A 22,597-nucleotide genomic window follows, 5' to 3' on the forward strand; every position below is an offset into this window, starting at 1 on the left:
TGGATAGAGTTTGGTTTATTTACTTATAACAATACGAATTATAATATGATAAATCACACAGGGTGTCAACTTGAAATGTTTACAATAACTTAATTTCGGTTATATTTCAAACTCTTCTGTTGAATTTGAAAGACCACCATTCTGTACACCACTATTATTGGCTACAGCAAGAACATACACTTTATATTTGACACCTTTAACAATTGAATCGCCGTTAACATCCCTTGTCGCAGTGAATATTGAAGGATTCGTCCCGTTAGGGGTTACAGACGTGTAATACGAGGACTTCACCTCAATAGCATCCGCAGAACCAAAACCTTGTTTGGAAGGAACCACCAACACTCGGTATTCTGAAATGTTGGACTCATTAGCTGATTTGACGAAACTGATCAGGATTCTACCGTTATCCTCTTTATACGTTACATTAGTTACAGAGATCACTGGGCTCTTAGTCGTAGACAACGTAATGACCGATGACTCCCAGGACAAAGCATTTGGACCGGCATAATTCCCACTACCGCTAGATAACACATACACTTTATAGCTGGTTCCAGCCTTTATCAAATTGCCACGTACGTCTCTGGCTGAGGATTCTAATACTTGACTGGTACTGTTGCCTGATGTACTTACCGAAGTGTAGTTAGAACTGGATACATTATTCGCTTCGGATAGGCTAAAGCTGCTGTAATATGACGTAGGTACCACCATAATTCGGTATTGGTTAATGTACGTTTCATCTGTGGCATGGCTAAACGACACCTTCAAATCTCGGCCATCGCCATAGTCATTAACATCGCTAACACTCAAGTTTGTAACAGCTTTTACGCTAGCATCATTCAACAATGTAATGACCGATGAAGCGGAAGAGAGCACATTCGAATCCCAATAAATCCCGCTTCCGATGGATAACACATACACTCTATAGCTAGTTCCATTCTTTATCAAAGCTCCGAGAACGTCTCTAGTTGAAGAATTTAATACTTGACTGGTAGAAGACCCGGATGTGCTCACCGATGTATAATTGCTACTTGATACATTATTGGCTTCGGCTAAACTAAAGCTACTGTAATAGGATGTAGGTACTACCATAATTCGGTACTGGCTAATATAGGTTTCGTCCGTCGAATGAGTGAATGACACTCTCAGATCTCGGCCATCACCATAGTCGTTAACGTCGCTGACACTCAAGTTTGAGACGATACTCACACTGGAATCATTCAACAACGTAATGACCGATGAAGGAGACGAAAGCACATTGCCTCCTGTATTACTGCCGCTTCCAATAGATAAGATATATACTTTATAGTTGACTCCATTCTTTATCAAAGCTCCACGTACATCTTTGGTTGACGAGCTCAATACTTGATTGGTTGTAGTACCAGTTGTACTCACCGCTGTATAGTAGCTACTTGATACATTATTAGCTTCGGCTACACTAAAGCTGCTGTAATATGACGTCGGAACTACCATGATTCGGTACTGGCTGATATAGGTTTCGTCCGTCGCATGAGTAAATGACACCCTCAAATCTCGGCCATCATTATAGTTGTTAACGTCGCTAACACTTAAGTTAGAGACCCCTATGTTGGACAGCGTTATTGCAGATGAAACAGAAGACAACACATTATTTGCTGCATTACTGCTATCAATCGCCACGACAAACACTCTGTAGCTCACGCCTGTTTTAACAAGAGCTCCGTCCACATCTCTGGCTCCTGAAGATAAAATTTGGGTGATATTATTACCCGTCTTGCTGACTAGCGTGTAATTAGCACTGGACACATTATTTGCTGCCGCTAAATTAAAATTCGAATAATTAGTAGCTTTGACAACGAATATCCGATAAGAACTTATCTTCGACTCATCTGACAGCTTATTGAAGCTAACCGATAAATCTCTTCCATCCCCAAAATCACTTATATCATTTACTTGTACATTGTTGATTACTGCGACAGTCTTATTCACTAGTGTCATAGTGGAGGACCCACTAGAAAGTGTACTGGTATTACTTCCTTTGCCAACCGTTAAGACATAAGCCACATACGCTTGATTACTCATAATTAATTCACCATCAACAGTCCTCGAAGCAGAGGTCAATTTAATCGAAGGATTAGTACCTGTTGGTAATACAGTAGAATAATTGTAAGAGGCTATCGTTTGTGCGGACGACAAGTTGAGAATATTCCCTGATTTTACAATCAGAACACGGTAATGATCCACTAGTGACTCATTTGCCGCTCGAGTGAAACTAACCTGAAGATCACGACCATCACCGAAATCACTCACATCCTGCGCTACTACGTTGGATACGGGGCCTGCATTTCCAACGTTCGAGGATGAAGTCGTTATGGTTACAACTTGCGTCTTGGGGTTCCATCCCACTTTATGACCCAGTGCTTCACTGACGAACCTTGTTGGGACCATTGTTCTCCCCTTCAGATTCAAACCAGGCACATCTAGAGTTACAGCTTTATTGTTAATTGTGGCTGTCTTTGCGCCAATCTTTAACATAATCGTTGTATCATCTTTAGTTGCCGTTACAGTTTGTGCTTTTTGATTCCACTTGATGGTGGCATTAAAGGCTTCAAAAATAGCCCGCAGCGGTACCATCGTCCGCCCATTCACCATCACCGGTGCTTGATCTGTAGACAATCGAACCCCGTCAATAATAATACTGATCGGAGTAGCAGCCTTCACAGAGGATTGAAACATCATCGGAATGACTACTAAAACTACTAAAATTGAAATCCATAACTTCTTCACAGATCCACCCTCCTGGAATGACGAATACATTTTTTACCTACTCATTTGACGCTTCTAATTATATAAAAGTTTCATGATTTATTGGTTACAAAAAAATAATCTAGATTCTACCCCTCCATCCTCCACAACCCTCTTGGAAAAAGAAAAAGGAAAGAGCGGTGTGCTCTCTCCTTTCGATTAATCGTTCATATTTTCAACAATATTTTTTTTCGGAATTCCATCTAATCCATACTCCCAATCATAAGCATCAAAAATTTTTCTAGCTACAGGTGCGGCGCTATTTGATCCGAACCCACCTTCAGGAATGACTACAGCCACAGCAAGTTTTGGATTATCACGTGGTGCAAAGGCTATGAACACTCCGTTATCCCGGTTAATTTTTTTATCATCCGTTTGTTGTGAAGTCCCTGTTTTACGAGCAAAATCATAGGGGAAATCACCGAAGGCACTTTTAACGTCACTGTTCATCCCTTTCTTGATTTCCCGCCAAAAGGATTTATCGAAATGGGTCACTTCATCAAGCACTTCCCGTTTGAACGCTTTGATAACCTTCCCATTTGAATCAGTGATTTTACTTACCAACTGCGGTTTGATTCGTTGCCCTTCATTGGCTAAAGTAGCTGTATATTGCGCCAGCTGAAGAACTGTGTAACGCCCTTGCTGTCCAAAAGAAGCATATACAAGCGCAGACTGAACTGATCCAGCTTTCGCTTCAACCTTATAATTCAAATCGCCCAAGTATTCTCTAGGTAAACCTATACCTGTTGGAACACCAAGGCCGAATTCTTTCATATATGTGTCCCATACATCAATACCCTTAGACTTGTATTTGTCGTACAATTTTTTCCCGATCATATCAACCATATATACGTTTGAAGATTTTTCAATTGCCGTGCGAGGATACAAAGAGTTGTATACATGATTCGATGAATTCCTTACAAAGGTCTCATGTCCCTCTCTACCAAACGAGGTGATTCCTTTATCTTGATAAGTAGAAGATGTATTTATAAATCCCTCTTTTAATCCAATCAGTACACTTAATGGTTTTATTGTCGAGCCGAGCAGTACCGTGGACTCGAAATTATGCCCTGATCTTCCTGATGAAAAGGGAGTAATCGTTCCGTTTTGGTAATGCTTTTCGATTTGTTCGTACTTCTCCGGTAATATCGAACCCGTAGCCCAATAATTGGTATCATAGTCAGGCATACTCGCCATCGTAATAATATTGCCTGTATCGACCTCCATGGCTACAGCGTAACCTGTTAAAGCATCGGGATGTGTTTCTCCCTGTACTGTGTGCGAATGCAACCACTGAATCTGATCTTTAATAGTCTCTTCAGTCTTCATCTGAATTTTTTTATTTATCGTAGTCCAGATATTGCTCCCTTTAACCGGCGGTTCAATACTGACGATTTTCTCCGCCATGTTCTGCGGATCTACTGAGACTTCCTTATAACCATTCTGTCCCCGAAGCTCCTTCTGGTATTGCAGCTCCAAGCCATCAAAGCCTACGAGCTCATCCTCTTTATAGTTAAGTCCAGGATTCTGATTATTTTTCATTGCCTGAAATACATCCTTATAAAAATCTAAACTAGTAGAAGATTTAAAAAATTTCACATAGCCAACAGCTTGTACAGCCACCGTATCGGTATCATAATGCCTAGAACTCTCCTCTAACACCTCAAGATTGGGATATTCGTTTTTGTGCTCCAAAAAATAAGCGATTTCTTTCTTGGATAAGCCTGATTTAATTCTTCTTGCCACATAACCAGAAGACTTTTTAGAATATAAATCCATAGACTCAAGGATCTCTTCTTTTGTTATTTTTTTATCATTAGGATCACCATAGGTTTCGAAGGCTCCTGCTAACTTGCTAGCTAGTGCCATCGATTTATAATTTGCCTCAGTAGTTAATGTAGTTTTTTTTGTCGTTTCATCTGTTTTTGTGGCGGTATATTCCTTTTGTAAGGTGAGATATAAAGATTGAACAGGCGTAGAATACGCCAATTCCTCACCTTCAACCGCGAGGATATTCCCTCGGATAGCCGATAATGGCACTATTTTCGTATCCCGATTAGCCTCGGCTTCAGTTAGCGTAGATCCTTCGACAAATTGCAAGACAGCAAGACGAAGGATAATCACACAAAAAATAATAAAAGTGCTAAAGAAAAAAATATTGATTCTTAATTCACTAGAGTTATTTATAGTTTTGCTATCATCTTGTATTCCTTTTTTGTCAAAGAATCTCACATAATCCCACTCCCTGTTCCCAAAATTATACAACATAAGATTCAAGTATAAACTAGCAAACTCAAATATACAAAATTAAGAATAATAGTTAAATAATTGTTCACAATCGATAATATCCAATTAAAAAGCAGCGATCCTCGGGATGGGAGAATCGCTGCTCTGTTTTTTTGGGCGGTGGTAGCCTGCACCTATGAATTGTCATCATTCGCTGAAGCTTACGGACCCAGATGACGTAATTTAATTTGCAAGATTTTAGTTTAGCCTTTTGAGCTTGGTTTCGGACTCCAGCGACGTTATTCCCTTGGAAGAGGGGCAAATTGAGTACTCTTCATGCCCATAGCGGCTTTGCGGTCCGTTGTCACTTCAAATGCGAAATAAAGCGGTATTTAAGGCCAGCTGTGTCCGATAGCTAGCATAAGCGAAAGTCTTAATCGAATGAACCGAAGTTGGAGGAGTTCTAGATCGAGTAAGCTCTAACTAATCAGGGTTGCCCCATAAGCCATAAAAATGGCCGATGGGGCAACCCTGATTTTTTTCTTATAGCAAAACCTTACACCTTTCTGACTTGCGACCGATACATTAAAAACAGGAAATACGGAGCTCCGATCAACATTATTATAAGACCCGATGGAATTTCTTTCGGCGCCATAATGGTTCTACCCAGCGTATCCGCAATCACGAGCATCAATCCGCCAAGTAATCCTGACAGAACAATAGATCGTCTCGTGTGATGCCCAATCATCATCCGTACTGCATGGGGCGCCATAAGTCCGAGAAACCCAATGGTTCCTACACTTGCAACAGCTCCCGCTGCAAGCATCACACCGATAATCATCGCCCAAAGCCGAGTTCCGCGAACGGGTAAGCCCAGACCTGTTGAACTCTCATCGCCAAATGCTAGTAAATCGAATCTACGTCCCAAATAATAAGCAAAAGGAACGAGTACAATCAGGAAGATAAACAAGCTATTAAATTGATTCCAGCTTCGTCCGTAAGTCGAACCCGTTAACCAAATTAAGGAGCTGCTGCTCCATAAACTGCCCTTGACGATCATGACCTGTATTCCCGCAGAAGCAATTGCCGAGACTGCAATTCCAAGCAGAATAAGGACCGATGGATTCAAGGCTCTACGCCATGCCATAACAAACACAAAGGCTGCAGCCAAAGCACCACCCGCAATTGCTGCAATAGGGACTGCTAATACCGTCAATGCCGGAAAAACGACCATTACGGTTAACGCCCCCAATCCAGCACCCGAGGTCACACCAATAATGGAGGCGTCAGCCAGCGGATTTCGGACAGCGCTTTGAATCAAGACACCGCTAATGGCAAGCGCGATACCGCCTCCAGCCGCAACGAGTGTACGCGGAAGCCGTAAATTCAGCAGGACGGAATAAGATCCATCTCCGCTGTGGATAAGACTGCTCAGTAGCTCACTAATCGGTATTCTCGTTCCCCCAAGTGACAAACTCACAAGGATAACCGCAACGAGCAGTACGGTCATGGTTATCACCGCCGGAACAAAGCGCATCCGAAGCGCAGTTCCACCTATATTCATAGATGACTGACCTGAGCCTGAACCCGATATATTCTTCATCTTGGTGAGCACCAGCCATATGAGCCAAGGTGCTCCAATAATCGCCATAACCGCCCCAACTGGCATCTCACCTACACTGCTACGAACCATACGCGCAAGCGTATCCGCTGCCGTAATGAGCAGTGCTCCCCACAGCGCACTTGCAGGAATGAGCAGGTGATGCTTTCGAATACCGCTAAGCCGAACCAGATGAGGAGCCACCAGACCAACAAATCCGATCGGACCGACCACGCTGACCACGACCGCAGCCAACAATACAGATAAACCTAGACCTAACCCCCGTGTCAATCCAACACGTTGCCCGAGTGAACGAGCAGTGGACTCATCAAGCTCCAACGCGTCAAAATGCCTACCTGCGAGCATAGCTGCTATTAGCAATGGAATAACAAAAGGCCAGGCATACTTAACACCGTCCCAATCTAGCTGAATCAGTGAGCCTGAGCCCCATAAAAATAGGTTTTGCGTTTCGTTCTTGTTAAAAATATGTAGGGCCGATGTAAACGCGCCGAGAACCATAGACACGATCATACCTGATAAAGCTAATCGGACAGGCGTGGCCCCCTTACCACCACTCAACAAATAGGCAGCCAGTGCAGCAAGCAGCCCCCCTGCTACTGCAAGCAAAAATGGGAACTCATGCTGCAAAGCTGGAAAAGTAACCATACCTAGGACAACCATAAAATAAGCTCCAGCATTAATCCCCAATGTATCTGAGGAAGCAAGCGGGTTCTTCGTTATCGTTTGCAATAATGCTCCAGCCGCAGCTAGAGCGGCCCCAGCCAGTAGGCCAATCACCGTACGCGGCATCCGGATATCCCAGAGCAGATTATGTTCCATCACATCCTGACGATTTAGCAATCCCTCCAATACCATAGCTGCAGGGATTTTGGCTTCACCGAAGCCTAGGCTTAGAATGGACAGAACAAAGAGGGCGGCAAGGCCGCCCCCAAATATTCCAATGATTCGCCAAGTCATTCCACTTGAGGCTTCTTTGCTGCTCTTCCCGTTCATAAAAGCACTCATTTCGTTAATGTATTTATAACTTCATCCACGATAACTTTGGAGGATATCGGACCGCCGAACACCCAAGTAGTACTGCTCAATCCGAAGGTACGATTTTCTTTCACAAAGTTAAGGCCGTTCCACACGGAATTATCCTTCAGCTCTTTCGTGAAAATATTATCATCCTTCTGAACGATATACATCAGGTTAGTATCCTGAACAGCCGGCAATGCTTCAACCGTTGATGTAGTGAATCCGTAAGCTTCGAATTTTTCGGGTTTCCAGTCGTTCTTCAAACCAATCCGTTCCAATGTTTGTACAGCAAGTGAGTTATCTGTAAAAAGACGCAATGTTGCCGCATTCTGATAGCTGTAAGCTTGCGTCAGCACGTAATTCAAGCCTTCTTTACCTGCTTCAGCCAGCTTTGCCTTCGCTTCCGCATAATGTGCATCCAGGTCAGCAAGAACCTTATCGCCTTCCGCGGTTTTACCTACAGCCGCTGCAATTGTTTTGAAAGTATCTTCCATCAACGTATACTGATTGCCTTGTCCTTCTTCCGGATACAGACCGAAAATCAGTGTTGGAGCGATGCCTTTTAATTGATCATAAATTCCTTCGTGTCCGCCCGTATTCGCAATAATCAAATCTGGCTTTAATGAAGCAATGGTCTCTAGATCCGGCTCATCACGTGAACCAACATCCGTTACGCTTGCATCGAGTGGCACTTCAGAAGTTACATATAACTTGTAATTTTCGTTATCGGCATTCCCCACCGGCTGCATTCCGAGCGCAATAATATCTTCCGTAAATGTCCACTCCAGAACTACAACCTTTTGCGCAGGCTTATCCAGCTTAACCTCGCCTTTAGAATCTTTTAATACGATCGGACCGCTTGTAGATTCACTACTTGCGTTTTCAGAAGCTGGTTTGTCATTTGCTCCCGTGTTTGATGTTGAATTATTCTTTTGGTTAGTACCACAGCCTGATACTACCAATATGATAGCAATAACCATAAATAAACTAATTAACCTTTTGTGCATTCTCTTTATCCCCCTGTATATAACGCTCGAAGTTATATTCTATGATAATTGTTATCATTCTATTGATAATGATTATCATAGATAACATAATAGTTATCTTATACGTGATTCCACCGAAAGTCAAAGTTAAAATTTAATATAGCTGGACTTTTTTCTAAAAAAAATCCTAATAAATCAAGGGCTTCCTTGATCATTAGGATGTTTGCTACTCCATTTTTTGGTTTGTAATTCTTTCAATGTGTATGGTGAGATACAACATTTCATCATTTGTTAATTCACGATTGTATGTTTTATCAATATAGATTTTTATTTTCTCAACGCTGGCGAAAGCTTCTTTGTATTGCTCCTTCACTAAATTAAATAGGCCATTCTCATTATCCGGCGGTGGAGTGCCATTAATGAGACGTTGGGCAAAAAATTTCAAGTGAGTGATAAACCGATAATAAGCGAGTGACTCCTCATCATACTCTAGTCTAAAATGATGCTTCACGATATTTAAGATGTCATTCATAATCTTCGTAATATTGACCATATTCGGCATCTCTTCATTCAGTTCAGCATTCACCAGATGGAGAGCAATATGTCCAGCCTCATCCTCGGGAAGCATAATGCCAAACTTTGAATGAATAATTTGAAGTGCAGCTTTCCCAACCTCATATTCTTCCTTATAGAACTTTTTGATCTCCCAAAGCATGGCGTTTTTAATCTTCATTCCTTTTGAGAATCGCTCTAACGCAAAGCTGATATGATCGGTCAGACTGATGTAGATACTATCATCCAGCATTTTACCTAGTTGCAGCTTGGCGAAATTGATAATCTCTTCTGAAAGCTCCATATGCTCTATTGGAATCTCAGAAAGCAGTGTTTTTAGCTTATCAGAAAGCTTTTGATTGCTTAAAGTGAAGATCTTTTCAATTTTGTCTTCTTCTAAATAGTCCCCTTGTTTTTTCTTAAAGGCAAGTCCTCTTCCCATGACTACCAGTTCAAAATTAAGATCATCTATGACAGTAACAACATTGTTGTTTAACACTTTTTCGATCCGCATACTGCAACCCCTTGTACCAAAAATTAAAAAAGGCAAAACCAAAAGTAACCATTAACAAATGGCTTAACTTCGGGTTTTGCCTGCACGACCAGTAACAATCCACAATTATTAATTTATAAAAATCATACCATGGACTTATTTAATCGACAAGCATCTAACAATCCTTTCCATTATGCGCAGCTAGCTATATTTTTATAATGTTTTTCATAAAAAAAATCGACCTCTCAGCATCCATACTAAGAGATCGATTTCGTGTTAATTCTTATGGCCTGCCATTAAATCAAACGACAACAGTCATCAAATCTTCCCCCGGTGTGATCGCTGCTTTCTTGGTGCCAATGACGTCACTATAGTTAGCTGTATTGGTGATAATGATCGGCGTTGTGCTTTGATAGCCTTCATTTTTTATTTGTTCGAGATCAAATTCAATCAGTAAATCCCCCTGTTTAACCGTTGCTCCTTCTTCCACTTTCACATCAAAGTATTTCCCTTTTAACTTCACAGTTTCTATACCGATATGGATTAGAACTTCAACGCCATCATCCGATACAACTGCAATACAATGACCTGTTCTGAAAATGGTGGATACAACCCCGCTTACCGGGGAGTACAGCTTACCTTCTGAGGGTTCGATTGCCATACCCTTCCCCATTGCTTCAGAAGCAAATGCAGCATCATCTACTGAGGATAGAGGGATTACGTTACCAGCAAGAGGGCTTACAACCGTTGTACTTTTTACAGCGTGTGGGAGAATATTCTCGCTCTTTTCAGTAATCGTATTCGTCTTTTCTTCTACACCATTCGATGTTTCTTCTACAACATTAACTTTCTTTTTGTCTTCAAAACCAAAGAACATCGTAATCACCATAGCCAATATAATCGTCCCAAGAGCTATGATCGCTTGAATAGCCAAAGGATTGAATGCTGGAAGACTTAATACGCTCACAAATGCGAATACTTCCATTTTTACACCAGCAAGACCCGACATTGCTCCACCTAGACCACCGGCAATGGATACATAAATAAAAGTCCGTTTGTAACGTGTCAACAATCCGTAAATAATAGGTTCAGTTACGCCTGAGAGCGCGCCAGGTAAAAAGGTGCTTCCTGCCAATGTTTTCAACTTTTTGTCTTTTGTTTTCAAGAAAATCCCTAAGGCGACACCAAGTTGAGCGAAAATAGCCATACCTGCCATTGCATAGATCGGATCTCCACCCTTAGCAATGTTTTCAAGAATAATCGGAACGAGTCCCCAGTGCAAACCGAGCACGGTCAGGTACGTCCAGGAAATCCCCACAATTGCACCCGTAATAATACCACTCTTACTGCTGAGGAACACAATAGCATCTCCGATTAAGTTCCCTACATTCACTCCAAACGGTCCGAAAACCAAAATGGTTAAAGGAACAATTAACATCAAACATAACATAGGTACCAAGAACAATTGTAAATCCTTGTGTATAAATTTTCTTAGTTGCTTATCTAGTAAAGCATATATACAGATGGCGATGAAAATCGGAAAAACGCTCGATGAATAATCCGACATTACTAAAGGAATACCTAGAAAATGTGGAGATTCAACACTGGCTAATCCCGTAATATTAGGTTCGAGTAAGGCCGCACCGATAGCGCCCCCTACATAAGCATTTACACCAAGTCTAATCGATAACGTAATGCCTAGGAAAATTGGCAGAAAGTAAAACACAGCATTACTAGCGCCGGCTAATACTTTGTAAGTTTCTCCATCCGCCGCTAAAACATGTAACGAAGTCAGTACAGTTAATAGCGCTTTCAACATACCCGCACCCGCTAAGGCACCAATTAAAGGCGAGAAGCTTCTAGAAATCACATCAAAAATCAGGGTTCCTATAGGTTTCTTAACCGTATTATCGCCAGAATTACTACTAGGGGATATGGATTTGCTTATCTCTTTATAAACATCAGCAACATGGGTACCCACAATGACTTGGAATTGTCCCCCTTTGCTAACTGCACCAATAATCCCTTCCATTTTATCCAGCTTTTCTTTATCAACTTTCTGTTCATCATTAAGCGTGAATCTTAGTCGAGTAGCACAGTGAATTACGTTGTTAATATTTTCCTCTCCACCGACAGATTGAATGATGTCTTTACCTAGCTGTTCATAACTCATTATCCTACACCCCTTTGGTAACCGATATATTAATCAATCGAGAAGGAATGAACGCAAAAAAACCTAAATCACATTCATGCACGAGAGAGAAATCTCCCGTAAACATAAATGAAACTTAGGTTTTGCCTGCTATGCAGTAGCAATCCTGATATCCGATTAATTGTTATTTACAAATTAACATGTTCAATTCATGATGTCAACCGACATCCTAGAACAGGTTCTGTCCATTTGATTCAATCACTTCTTTGTACCAGTGGAAGGACTTCTTCCGGTATCGTTCAAGAGTACCTGAACCATCATCATGACGGTCCACATAAATGAAGCCATAACGTTTCTTTAGTTCGGCGCTCGTTGCGCTAACCAAGTCGATGCAGCCCCAGCTTGTATAGCCCATGACTTCCACTCCGTCGGCAATAGCCTCCGCGACCTGAACCAGATGATCTCGTAAATAATTGATCCGATAGTCGTCGTTTATTACCTTTTCGCCGTTCCCATCTAATACCAGCTGATCGACAGCGCCAAGACCATTTTCCACGATAAACAGCGGTTTCTGATATCGGTCGTAGAACATATTCATAACATAACGCAAGCCTTGTGGGTCGATCTGCCAGCCCCATTCGCTCGCTTCCAGATACGGATTAGGCACCCCACCCAGCAGGTTCCCTTCTCCTCTGATCTGTTTCTCTGGATCAGCCGTTTCACAAGTGCTCATATAGTAACTGAACGATATGAAATCCACAGTATGCTTCAGAATCTCTTCGTCCCCTGGTTCAAAATGAATGTGAATCCCATTTTCTTTGAAGAACCGCTTCATATAGCCAGGGTAATACCCTCTAGCATGAACATCCGCAAAGAACATATTTTTGTGATCACTTTGCATGGCCTTGATCAAATCGTCCGGATGCGGAGTGAGCGGATAAATCGGCATACTGAGCACCATACACCCGATTTGGAAATCAGGATTGATTTCATGGCCGATCTTCACAGCCAGAGCACTTGCTACGAACTCATGATGAATGGCCTGATACAGATCCTGCTTGCTCAATTTCTCCAACGGCGTATTGATCCCGCCACTCATAAATGGGAACTCAAGAATGGAGTTAATCTCGTTAAAGGTCAGCCAATATTTAACCTTGTTCTTGTAACGATTATATATCGTTCTCACATAGCGCTCGTAAAAATCCACCATCTTACGGTTAACCCATCCATCATATTCTCGTGCCAGATGCAGCGGAGTCTCATAATGGGAGATAGTCACCAGTGGCTCGATGCCGTATTTATGACACTCATCGAACAGGTCGTCGTAAAACTGCAGACCTATTTCATTGGGCTCCAGCTCGTCCCCTTTCGGAAAAATCCGGGACCAGGCAATAGACGTCCGGAACACTTTAAAGCCCATTTCCGCGAACAGCTTAATATCTTCTTTATATCGGTGATAGAAATCGATTCCCACCAGCTTCATATTATCGTCGGTAGGAACCTCTGTAGGCACAGACTTAATCCCCTTCGGCATAACATCTTGGGTGGACCATCCTTTACCATCCTCCTGATACGCCCCTTCAAGCTGATTGGCTGCTACAGCACCGCCCCATAAGAATCCTTTTGGAAATTGCAATTCCATATTTTTTCCCGCCTTTGCTATTGTGATAGTATAGGATTACTGTTCTAATTCGAATCCTAAACCTTGGAACGCGTTACATGTCAAGTACTAATCATGTGAAGGAGAACAAGCCGATGTCCACTCTTGACGAAATTGCTAAGCTATCGGGCTTTTCCAAAGCCACGGTGTCCCGCGTCCTGAACCAATCGCCTCATGTTAGCAAGGAGACTCGTGAGAAAATTCTCGCCATCATGAAAGAAACGGACTATGTTCCTAACCGAAATGCCATTTCTTTATCCAAAGGTCAAACACAACAAATCGGCATGATCACCATGGACCTAAACGAGCTTATTCTGAGTTTTATGAACAGCTTCGTCGAAATTTCAGGTCGTTACGGATACCAGACGATTATTTATACTACCGGCGGGGATAAGCAGAAGGAGCTTCAGGCTTTTGAAGATCTCAAAATGAAACGGGTCGACGCCCTGCTCATCCTAACCTCCGTCAACGAACAAAATGTTATCTCTTCCTACTGCAAATATGGACCCATCGTATCCTGGCAGCGTATGGACCATCCTGAAATACCGTCCGTTGCCATGAACCAATATGATGGATACACACTCGCTTTGGAGCATTTGATAGAGCGGGGGTATAAGCGCATCGCTAATGCTTTTGGCCGTCCCAGCAGCATTAATACCCATAGTAGACGCCTGGCCTATGAGCAAATCATGACCAAATATAATCTTCCCGTTATGGAGAAATGGTATTACTCTACGATTTACAGTATCCACGACGGAGAGCAGTTGCTGCGCTCCCTTATGGATGAAACAGACCGGCCAGATGCGATTCTGTGCTCCAATGATTTGGTGGCAGCGGGTATTCTCAACGAAGCACGCAGGCAGAAATTGGACGTGCCCGGGGATCTCGCCATCGTTGGTTTTGATAATTCAGAGCTATCGCGAACTCTTGGAATCACGACCATTCTGAATCCGATTGCGGGACAAGCGGAGAACGCTTTTCTTCTGCTAGCTCCAGTTCTGCTTGAGCGGGATATGGAGCTGCAGCCACTTTCGTTTACATTGGTGGAACGAGAGACTACTTAGTTTGCCCAACCGCTAAAGATTTTGTTTTTAGCACTTTTATCAATTAGAATTATGGGAAAAAGCGGTCAAAGCCGAAAACTATTGGAGTGAAACCATGATTAAGATCCTCGTTGTGGAAGACGATAAGCATGTCAGAAAGCTGATGAACGCTGTCCTGAAACGGGAAGGTTATGAAGTATTAACCGCCGAGAATGGAATCCAGGCACTGGAAGTTCTTGAAGTCCAGCATATTGATCTAATTATTCTCGATATCATGATGCCGGGAATGGATGGTTATGAATTTGCCGAGGAGCTAAGGAATGCGAACAACATGATCCCGATCCTCATGGCCACGGCCAAACAGCTTCCAGAAGATAAGAAAAAAGGCTTTCGCCTCGGAACCGACGATTATATGACCAAACCTGTAGATACAGAAGAAATGCTGTTGAGAATACAAGCCCTTCTGCGCCGCTCGCAGATTGTAAGCGCCCGTAAGCTTGTAGTCGGTAAAATTATTCTTGATTTCGATGCGTTAACAGTAATTCGAGACAATGAAAAACAGACACTTCCCCAAAAGGAATTCCATCTCCTTTATAAGCTTTTATCCTACCCTGAGCGCATTTTCACTCGAATCCAGCTGATGGACGAAATCTGGGGGATGGACAGCGAAACTACGGACACTACGGTTAATGTACATATCAACCGCTTGCGGAAACGGTTTGAAAACTATCCGGAATTCGAACTTGTGTCCGTCCGCGGTCTCGGATACAAGGCGGTGAGAAAATGATCAAAAAGCTAAGCAGCAAAATCAGTCTGCCAATCTACTTCTCGCTTGCTGTATTCATTATTTTCCTCATTACAGTGTTAATCACCGGAATTCTGACCTACTTGTCCTTAGCCTTCGGCCTACTCGATGAGCGGATTCTTCAGGACAAAAAAATTCTCACCTTGATTATATTGATTGCCTGCATTATTATCGGCACCTTCACATCAGTAATTACCAGTCGCAGGATGCTGAAATCAATCCGCACATTTATTGATGCTATTGACCAACTGGCCGGAGGCGATTTCTCCATGCGGCTGCAGCTCAAGCACCCTCCGGAATTCAAGATTCTTTCCGAGAATATTAACCGGATGGCCGAGGAACTGGGTGGCATTGAAATTCTGCGAACAGACTTTGTAAACAATTTCTCCCATGAATTCCGTACTCCGATTGTGTCGATTAAAGGGTTTGCTGAAATCCTGAAGGATGATGAGCTGAGTAAGGATGAACGGAATGAATATCTGGATATTATTATCGAGGAATCTACCCGTCTGGCTACACTAGCCTCCAATGTATTGAACCTCTCCAAAGTGGAAGCACAGGCCATATTAACTGATCGACAGCCCTTCAATGTCGGAGAACAAATTCGCCAATGTGTCCTGTTACTGCATACTAAACTTACGAAAAAGCATATTTCCTTCAAAGCCAACGTACAGGACTATATGGTACCTGGAAATAAAGAGATGCTGAACCAGGTCTGGCTGAATTTATTGGACAATGCGATTAAATTCACTCCCGAGCACGGCGAAATCGAAGTTACTATGAGGCAGATGAAAGATCAGGTTGAAATAACTTTCCGTGATAATGGAGCAGGCATCAGTCCAAGTGCACTTCCCAAGGTCTTCGACAAGTTCTATCAGCAAGATACCTCTCACTCTACTGCCGGTAATGGCCTGGGGCTTACGATTGTCCGAAAAATCATTGAGCTGCACGGCGGAACCGTCACCTGCGACAGTGTTCCAATGCAAGCAACCACTTTCACCGTGCTGCTCCCCGATTTTAAAAAGGTAAATAAAGAATTGGGGGTTACCAGTAAATGAGTGTACAATTCAAAAAACTGAGCGGCTTTAACCGGGGAATTCTTCTTGAATTATTGACTGATGCGTATTCATTTGATCGCAGATATGAACAAAGCTCTATTTCTGATTGGCAGAATTTTGACAACTTTTTCTTTGACCATTTACAAATTGCAGATAAATATGCTTTTATCACAACTGTAAATGATGAACCCATCGGATTTGTGGTGTGGGACCCGAGAAACATGCCTGAGTATGCAGAAATTGGGCATAATTGCATTGCTTCAAAACATAAAGGCAATGGCTATGGTAAAATCCAGCTTCAAGAGGCGGTTAATAGAATCACCCAGAATGATGTAACAAAAATTATTGTAACCACGAATGACGATTTAAACCCTGCTCAACGGATGTACGAAAGTGTTGGATTCACAATGTATCAAAAAAGGAAAAGTGAAACTGGCGCAGACTTTATTGAAGAATTCATAGATTATGTGTATTTTTTATAAAATGCTAATGTGTTCACGTATATCTGCTCAAACAGAAGAGACCACCCCAAGCAGTCATTCTATGGCTTAAGGGACGGTCTCTTCTTTCTTTTCATAGCAAAAGTTAACTTTCAGTTTATCATTCTCCGTTAAGATCATAGCAACGATAATGCAAAGGAGTCATTCTTATGTTGAAATTACTCAAGAATCTGGAACCCAAAGAATGGTTCTTATTCGGTATCAGTCTCATGTTCATTATCGCTCAAGTCTGGCTGGATTTAGAACTGCCTGACTACATGAGTGATATTACCCGGCTGATCCAGACACCAGGGAGCGAAATGAATGAAATCCTTGTCGCAGGCGGTTGGATGCTGCTCTGTGCTCTTGGCAGTCTGGCGACCTCGGTTGTTGTAGCGGGCATTGCTGCGAGAATAGCGGCCGACTTGTCTGCAAGATTGCGTTCCAAATTGTTCGATAAGGTACAATCCTTTTCGATGGAGGAGATCAGCAACTTCTCAACGGCCAGTCTAATTACCCGTTCCACGAATGACATCACGCAAGTACAAATGCTGATTGTGATCGGCTTACAGCTACTTGTGAAAGCACCCATCCTCGCAGTGTGGGCGATACTCAAGATTTCGGGCAAAAGCTGGGAGTGGACTCTTACGACAGGTGCCGCGGTCGCATTGCTAGTGGTTATTGTCGCAGTCTGTATCGTGCTCGTCCTGCCTAAATTTAAAAAGCTGCAGCTGCTTACAGATAATCTGAATCGTGTATCCAGAGAGAATCTTAACGGTCTTCGTGTCATCCGGGCGTATAATGCCGAGGAATATCAAGAACAGAAGTTCGCTGTAGCTAACAACGAGCTTACCAGTACCAACCTATTTGCCAACAATGTAATGACCCTATTGATGCCGAGTATTACTTTGATTATGAGTGGACTCAGTCTCTCCATCTATTGGGTGGGTGCAGTGCTCATTCAAGCAGCCGAGGGTACTGCCAAGATGGGCTTGTTCTCAGATATGATTGTATTCTCATCTTATGCCATGCAAGTGGTTATGGCCTTTATGATGCTGATTATGATCTTTATTCTACTGCCCCGTGCTCAAGTATCGGCTAAGCGTATCAATGAAGTGCTAGAAACAGTACCTAGCTTGAAGAATGGATCAGTAACTCAATTCCCTGTGAAGCGAGAAGATGAAATTGAATTCAGGGGGGTTAGCTTCAAATATCCAAATGCAGAGGAATATGTGTTGGAGAACATCAGCTTCACGGCGAAGCAGGGGGAGACGGTTGCTTTTATCGGATCTACAGGCTGCGGGAAAAGCACACTTGTTAACCTCATTCCCCGTTTCTATGATGCTACAGAAGGCGAAGTGCTGGTAAATGGTATCAATGTCAGAGAATACGACCAGCAAGCGCTGCGGAATAAAATGGGCTATGTCTCTCAGAAGGCTGTTCTATTTGGTGGAACAGTGTCCTCCAATATTGCATTTGGTGAGAACGGATCCGGTCAGGTCCTCAGTTCAGATATTGTAGATGCGGTGTACACTTCCCAATCCTCTGAATTTGTAGAAAAGCTAGAGGGGAACTATGATGCCCATATCGCCCAAGGCGGAACGAATCTGTCTGGCGGGCAAAAACAGCGGCTGTCGATTGCCAGAGCGATTGCCCGGCGTCCAGAAATATTAATCTTTGACGATTCTTTCTCCGCGCTTGACTATAAGACTGACCGCAAACTGCGCAGTGAGCTTAAGAAAGACGCGCATGATTCAACGATGCTGATCGTTGCACAGCGTATTGGTACGATTAAAGATGCCGACAAGATCATTGTGCTGGAAGCCGGACGAATCGCAGGTATGGGAACCCATGACGAACTAATGCAGTCCTGCGACGTCTATCAGGAAATTGCTTATTCTCAGCTTACGAAGGAGGAGCTTGCATAATGAAAACCAAAAATAAAGGCCAGAATACATGGAGCAAGCTGCTCCGCTACTGCCGTAAATATGTTCCGGTTATTGTGATTGCGCTTATCTGCGCGGCAGCTGGAACGGTGCTCACGTTATTCGGTCCGGACAAACTCTCCGAGATCACCGACAAAATTACAGCTGGTCTTGCCGGCAGTATCGATATGGACGGCATTACTACCATTGGCATTACCCTCGTCGTAATTTACGGCGTCGGTGCGTTGTTGTCACTCTCGCAAGGCTTGATCATGTCGATTATTACCCAGAAGGTCTCGAAGAAATTAAGAACTGATCTGGCTCATAAAATGAACAAACTTCCAATCTCATACTATAATAAATCGGCCACAGGTGATATTTTATCCCGGGTAACGAATGATGTAGATACCATCGGGCAATCGATGAATCAGAGTATTGGTAATGTCGTAACCGCCTTAGCTATGTTCGTCGGTTCGATCGTCATGATGCTGAAGACCAATGTAATTATGACCCTTACCGCTATCGTGGCAACGATCATCGGCTTTGGCCTTATGGTGGTCATTATGAAGAAATCGCAGAAATATTTTGCTAGCCAGCAGGAGTTTTTAGGTAAAATCAACGGTCATGTCGAAGAAGTGTACACAGGACATAATGTAGTTAAAGCGTATAATGGCGAAGCGCAGATGCGCACTACCTTCCAGGAATTAAATCAGGGACTGAAGAACAGCGCCTTCAAAGCGCAATTCCTCTCTGGGCTGATGCCACCCCTGATGGGCTTTATTGGTAATCTAGGATTCGTTGCTGTCTGTATCGTTGGAGGTGTACTCGCCATGAACGGTACGATTTCATTTGGGGTTATCGTCGCCTTCATTATGTATGTACGTTACTTTACCCAGCCGTTGTCCCAGATTGCCCAGGCCGCGCAGAGCCTGCAAGCTGCATCTGCAGCTGGCGGACGCGTGTTCGAATTTCTGGAGGCTGAGGAAATGGAAGACGAGAGCCACAAAGAGAACACACTGCCAACTGCTAAAGGTAAAGTAAAATTTGACCAAGTACAATTTGCGTATGAGACTTCAGAAAAACTGATTATCAATAACTTCTCGACAGATGTAAAACCTGGGCAAAAAGTGGCGATCGTTGGTCCTACCGGCGCAGGCAAAACTACGCTGGTCAATCTGCTCATCCGGTTCAACGAATTAACGGGCGGAGAAATCTACATCGATGATACGCCGATCAGCAGCCTTACGAGAGAGAACATTCATGATCTGTTCTGTATGGTCCTGCAGGATACCTGGCTGTTTGAGGGTACCATCAAAGAGAACCTGATTTACAATCAGCAGAACATTACAGACGAGAAGCTTATAGAGGCTTGCAAGTCCGTTGGCCTGCACCGCTTCATTAAATCCTTAAGTGACGGATACAACACCGTACTGAACGATAAAGTTAATCTGTCCGCCGGACAAAAGCAGCAGCTGACCATCGCTCGCGCGATGCTGAAAGATGCGCCAATGCTCATTCTTGATGAAGCTACAAGCTCAGTGGATACCCGTACAGAGCTGCTGATTCAACAGGCGATGGATAAGCTTATGGAAGGCAGAACCTCTTTCGTTATCGCACACCGGCTCTCAACGATCAAGAATGCTGATGTGATTCTGGTCCTGAAGGACGGCGATATCTTGGAAAGCGGCAGCCACGCAGAATTGCTGGCTCAGAACGGATTCTATGCAGAGCTCTACAATAGCCAGTTTGAGCAGGCTTCTTAAAAACGACAAAAAAACTGCAACTCAATCATGAGCTTGCAGTTTTTTATCGTCCGTTCCTTTTTTAGAAGCAGCTTATGCCTCTCGCTGTCTCATTCCCTCAAACAGCAAAATCGTCGCGGCCATCGCCGCATTTAGTGATTCAGCGCGGCCTGCCATCGGGATGATGATACTCTTGTCCACGAGTCGCGCAGTTTCCGGCGAAATGCCTTTGCCCTCACTGCCAATCAGCAACCACTGACTACCGTGAAAATCATGCTGATAGCACGATTCTTCTCCCTGCAGCGAAGTACTTACCAGCAACGCCCCGCGTTCCCGGGCCTGTGGCAAAATCTCACTTAAATCTCCCTCCACCACCGGGAGATGAAACATCGAGCCCATCGTGGAACGAATGGTTTTCGGATTGTAGAGGTCGGCACAGCCTTGGCCGAGGATCACTCCGTCTGCTCCCGCTGCATCCGCGCTGCGGATGATGGTACCGACATTACCGGGGTCCTGGACACCGTCCAGGACAACCACCAGACTATCCTTCTTCGCGAGGATAGCCTCTACCGCCTGCTGTTCCTTCCGCACGATGGCGAACACTGGCTGCGGTGTATTAGTGCTGCTGCATTTCGAGATGATCGCCGCTGTTACGCCGATCACATCCATGCCCTGAACGGACTGAAGAAGCCCCTTGAGTTCAGCGGGCATTCCCTTGTCCAGGTCATAAGCAAGGCATTCCACATCCGCTTCAGCCAGCAGCGCTTCCTGTACCAGATGAACGCCTTCTACGATATATTTACGAGCCTTGTCACGGTGCTTTTTCTCCTGCAGCCCGGCCCACTCTTTAACCCGCGTATTTTGCGGAGACATGATTTCCATAAAGTCTTCCTTTCTTATGCCTTGCCATTTATTCTTGCTCTTATATCTTTGCTATTTGTTCTTCTAATCCCATATAAACCTGATGATTACGTTACCACCTACTGATACGCGATCTCCAGCTTCGTCAGGTTATCTTTATGCCCAACGATTACAAGGATATCCCCATCGATCAAGCGATCCTCCGCGCGAGGGGAGATGTTCATCTCTTCACCTTGGCGAATAGCCATTACGTTACAGCCATATTTTGCACGGATATCGAGCTCTTGTAGATTTTTCCCGAGCATCGATCCGGATACCTTTATGTCCAAAATACTATAATCAGGCGACAGCTCGATATAATCTAATATATTAGGCGAAGCCAAATGATGCGCAACCCGCATTCCCATATCCCGTTCAGGATAAATCACCTTGTCTGCACCTATTTTTCCTAATACTTTGCCGTGCAGCTCACTTTTTGCTTTTGCGATAATTGCTGGTACACCAAGGTCCTTCAGGATTAAAGTTGTAAGAATACTTGCTTGAATGTCCTCACCAATAGCCACAACCACCACATCAAAATTGCGAATACCAAGTGCGCGTAGCGCTTCTTCATCCGTTGAATCTGCAGATACGGCGTGTGTTACTATATTTGAAATCTCCTGTGTCCGCTGCTCGTCCGCATCAATCGCAAGTACGTCAAACCCCATACCGCTGAGTGCTCTCGCAACACTGGATCCGAAACGCCCCATGCCAATGATGGCATATTGTTTTTTGGCCATGTCTTATGTACCTCCCGTAGCATTTCTATATCTAAAACAGTATAGCATACACGAACAAAAACTTGAATTTCCAGCACCTATACAGGGTACATTAAAACGAAGTGAATATCACTATATTTCAAAAAGGAGGTACTTTATGTCGGTTACTATTGACTTACGCCAGGCGATTATTCATAAAGTGCATGGTCAATCTGAAGAAGATTTGCGGCATATGATCGAAGGCTCGGTAGACGGACCGGAAGCAGCACTCCCGGGACTTGGCGCCGTGTTTGAAATGATATGGAAGGACTTAGACACCGCTAAGCAAGATAATTTGGTTTCTATGCTGCATGATCACCTGGAGACGATTACTCCCGGGAATATCACGTCATAGGTAGCCGCAACTAGTCAAAAACCTCCGCTTTCCCATTGTGCAGT

Annotated in this window: 16 protein-coding genes; 7 read left to right on the plus strand and 9 right to left on the minus strand. The window is 43.6% G+C overall.

The genetic code is table 11. The features are described from left to right. Positions 1–99: 99 nt before the first annotated feature. The 7 genes from PAENI_RS09305 to PAENI_RS09335 all read right to left on the minus strand — a co-directional run bounded on the left by PAENI_RS09305 (position 100) and on the right by PAENI_RS09335 (position 13,470). Positions 100–2,763, minus strand: a complete 2,664-nt coding sequence (locus PAENI_RS09305; RefSeq protein ID WP_188114514.1) for a copper amine oxidase N-terminal domain-containing protein — start codon at positions 2,761–2,763, stop codon at positions 100–102. Positions 2,764–2,940: 177 nt separating this feature from the next. Further along, entirely contained in the window at positions 2,941–5,013 is a 2,073-nt protein-coding gene (locus PAENI_RS09310; protein WP_262495564.1) for a peptidoglycan D,D-transpeptidase FtsI family protein, read from the minus strand. Positions 5,014–5,563: 550 nt separating this feature from the next. Then, positions 5,564–7,633, minus strand: a complete 2,070-nt coding sequence (locus PAENI_RS09315; protein ID WP_262495565.1) for an iron ABC transporter permease — start codon at positions 7,631–7,633, stop codon at positions 5,564–5,566. Next, complete coding sequence (locus PAENI_RS09320) at positions 7,630–8,652, minus strand: ABC transporter substrate-binding protein (protein ID WP_042191724.1); 1,023 nt, start codon at positions 8,650–8,652, stop codon at positions 7,630–7,632. Before PAENI_RS09320 ends, PAENI_RS09315 begins: the two co-directional genes overlap by 4 nt. A 205-nt stretch (positions 8,653–8,857) precedes the next feature. Next, the gene (licT, locus tag PAENI_RS09325; RefSeq protein ID WP_042191726.1) at positions 8,858–9,697 is read right to left on the minus strand and encodes a BglG family transcription antiterminator LicT; all 840 of its coding nucleotides are present in this window, start codon (positions 9,695–9,697) and stop codon (positions 8,858–8,860) included. Between the two features lie 280 nt (positions 9,698–9,977). Continuing rightward, complete coding sequence (locus PAENI_RS09330) at positions 9,978–11,849, minus strand: beta-glucoside-specific PTS transporter subunit IIABC (protein ID WP_149645050.1); 1,872 nt, start codon at positions 11,847–11,849, stop codon at positions 9,978–9,980. A 208-nt stretch (positions 11,850–12,057) separates the two neighbouring features. Next, the gene (locus PAENI_RS09335) at positions 12,058–13,470 is read right to left on the minus strand and encodes a glycoside hydrolase family 1 protein (protein WP_149645051.1); all 1,413 of its coding nucleotides are present in this window, start codon (positions 13,468–13,470) and stop codon (positions 12,058–12,060) included. A gap of 113 nt (positions 13,471–13,583) precedes the next feature. Between PAENI_RS09335 and PAENI_RS09340 the strand changes: the two genes are divergently transcribed. The 6 genes from PAENI_RS09340 (at position 13,584) to PAENI_RS09365 (ending at position 20,561) form a co-directional block, all read left to right on the plus strand. Next, a complete protein-coding gene (locus PAENI_RS09340) occupies positions 13,584–14,552 on the plus strand; it encodes a LacI family DNA-binding transcriptional regulator (protein WP_149645052.1) in 969 nt (322 codons plus the stop codon). A gap of 94 nt (positions 14,553–14,646) precedes the next feature. Beyond that, positions 14,647–15,318 (plus strand): response regulator transcription factor, encoded by a 672-nt coding sequence (locus PAENI_RS09345; protein WP_149645053.1) that lies wholly within the window; start codon positions 14,647–14,649, stop codon positions 15,316–15,318. Continuing rightward, entirely contained in the window at positions 15,315–16,394 is a 1,080-nt protein-coding gene (locus tag PAENI_RS09350) for a HAMP domain-containing sensor histidine kinase (RefSeq protein WP_223178928.1), read from the plus strand. The genes PAENI_RS09345 and PAENI_RS09350 overlap by 4 nt, the downstream gene beginning before the upstream one ends. Then, positions 16,391–16,876, plus strand: a complete 486-nt coding sequence (locus PAENI_RS09355) for a GNAT family N-acetyltransferase (RefSeq protein ID WP_149645054.1) — start codon at positions 16,391–16,393, stop codon at positions 16,874–16,876. The genes PAENI_RS09350 and PAENI_RS09355 overlap by 4 nt, the downstream gene beginning before the upstream one ends. Positions 16,877–17,043: 167 nt before the next feature. Further along, positions 17,044–18,801, plus strand: a complete 1,758-nt coding sequence (locus PAENI_RS09360; RefSeq protein WP_149645055.1) for an ABC transporter ATP-binding protein — start codon at positions 17,044–17,046, stop codon at positions 18,799–18,801. Beyond that, the gene (locus tag PAENI_RS09365; protein ID WP_149645056.1) at positions 18,801–20,561 is read left to right on the plus strand and encodes an ABC transporter ATP-binding protein; all 1,761 of its coding nucleotides are present in this window, start codon (positions 18,801–18,803) and stop codon (positions 20,559–20,561) included. Before PAENI_RS09360 ends, PAENI_RS09365 begins: the two co-directional genes overlap by 1 nt. 72 nt (positions 20,562–20,633) lie before the next feature. On the opposite strand, the gene PAENI_RS09370 is transcribed toward PAENI_RS09365, so the two are convergent. Together PAENI_RS09370 and PAENI_RS09375 are read right to left on the minus strand one after the other, a co-directional pair. Next, positions 20,634–21,422 carry a TrmH family RNA methyltransferase gene (locus PAENI_RS09370; RefSeq protein WP_042194519.1) on the minus strand — a complete coding sequence of 263 codons (789 nt, stop codon included), beginning with the start codon at positions 21,420–21,422 and terminating at the stop codon, positions 20,634–20,636. Between the two features lie 98 nt (positions 21,423–21,520). After that, positions 21,521–22,180, minus strand: coding sequence for a potassium channel family protein (locus PAENI_RS09375; RefSeq protein ID WP_149645057.1), 660 nt, complete (start codon positions 22,178–22,180; stop codon positions 21,521–21,523). A gap of 136 nt (positions 22,181–22,316) precedes the next feature. Here PAENI_RS09375 and PAENI_RS09380 point away from each other — a divergent pair, with 136 nt between their 5' ends. Then, entirely contained in the window at positions 22,317–22,553 is a 237-nt protein-coding gene (locus PAENI_RS09380) for a small acid-soluble spore protein SspI (protein ID WP_042191747.1), read from the plus strand. Positions 22,554–22,597 lie beyond the last annotated feature (44 nt).

It is taken from the genome of Paenibacillus sp. B2(2019) (assembly GCF_008370385.1).
GTDB lineage: Bacteria > Bacillota > Bacilli > Paenibacillales > Paenibacillaceae > Paenibacillus_AQ.

Excerpts from the sequence above, each read along its gene's own strand:
- PAENI_RS09315 (WP_262495565.1), bottom strand. The coding sequence starts at position 7,633 with ATGAGTGCTTTTATGAACGGGAAGAGCAGCAAAGAAGCCTCAAGTGGA.
- PAENI_RS09320 (WP_042191724.1), bottom strand. The coding sequence starts at position 8,652 with ATGCACAAAAGGTTAATTAGTTTATTTATGGTTATTGCTATCATATTG.
- licT (WP_042191726.1), bottom strand. The coding sequence starts at position 9,697 with ATGCGGATCGAAAAAGTGTTAAACAACAATGTTGTTACTGTCATAGAT.
- PAENI_RS09330 (WP_149645050.1), bottom strand. The coding sequence starts at position 11,849 with ATGAGTTATGAACAGCTAGGTAAAGACATCATTCAATCTGTCGGTGGA.
- PAENI_RS09335 (WP_149645051.1), bottom strand. The coding sequence starts at position 13,470 with ATGGAATTGCAATTTCCAAAAGGATTCTTATGGGGCGGTGCTGTAGCA.
- PAENI_RS09340 (WP_149645052.1), top strand. The coding sequence starts at position 13,584 with ATGTCCACTCTTGACGAAATTGCTAAGCTATCGGGCTTTTCCAAAGCC.
- PAENI_RS09345 (WP_149645053.1), top strand. The coding sequence starts at position 14,647 with ATGATTAAGATCCTCGTTGTGGAAGACGATAAGCATGTCAGAAAGCTG.
- PAENI_RS09350 (WP_223178928.1), top strand. The coding sequence starts at position 15,315 with ATGATCAAAAAGCTAAGCAGCAAAATCAGTCTGCCAATCTACTTCTCG.
- PAENI_RS09355 (WP_149645054.1), top strand. The coding sequence starts at position 16,391 with ATGAGTGTACAATTCAAAAAACTGAGCGGCTTTAACCGGGGAATTCTT.
- PAENI_RS09360 (WP_149645055.1), top strand. The coding sequence starts at position 17,044 with ATGTTGAAATTACTCAAGAATCTGGAACCCAAAGAATGGTTCTTATTC.
- PAENI_RS09365 (WP_149645056.1), top strand. The coding sequence starts at position 18,801 with ATGAAAACCAAAAATAAAGGCCAGAATACATGGAGCAAGCTGCTCCGC.
- PAENI_RS09370 (WP_042194519.1), bottom strand. The coding sequence starts at position 21,422 with ATGGAAATCATGTCTCCGCAAAATACGCGGGTTAAAGAGTGGGCCGGG.
- PAENI_RS09375 (WP_149645057.1), bottom strand. The coding sequence starts at position 22,180 with ATGGCCAAAAAACAATATGCCATCATTGGCATGGGGCGTTTCGGATCC.
- PAENI_RS09380 (WP_042191747.1), top strand. The coding sequence starts at position 22,317 with ATGTCGGTTACTATTGACTTACGCCAGGCGATTATTCATAAAGTGCAT.